Genomic DNA, 238 nt, shown 5'->3' on the forward strand with positions numbered 1-238 from the left:
TGCTCGCCTGGCCCCTGCACGGCAGCCGCGTTTCGGGCCACCACTGTGACTTCGGCCGCGCGAACCGCAAATGCCTCGGCGAGCCCCCTCCCCTGCCGCGATATCGAGTGCGCAGACATTCAGAGGATCGATGTCCACGAGATCGAAATCCGCAGCCACAGCACTTCTCTGCCGTTCCCGAACGCCGCCAAGCGCCTCGAGCACCGTAAGTCGCGACTGACCGAAGCCAGCAGCAGTC

At 65.5% G+C, this 238-nt stretch carries 1 pseudogene; it reads right to left on the reverse strand.

What is annotated here, in order from left to right:
- Positions 1-78: 78 nt before the first annotated feature.
- Positions 79-238, reverse strand: a pseudogene (locus AF337_RS40210) (cobalamin biosynthesis bifunctional protein CbiET); the annotation flags it as partial.

It is taken from the genome of Rhizobium ecuadorense (assembly GCF_001187535.1).
GTDB lineage: Bacteria > Pseudomonadota > Alphaproteobacteria > Rhizobiales > Rhizobiaceae > Rhizobium > Rhizobium ecuadorense.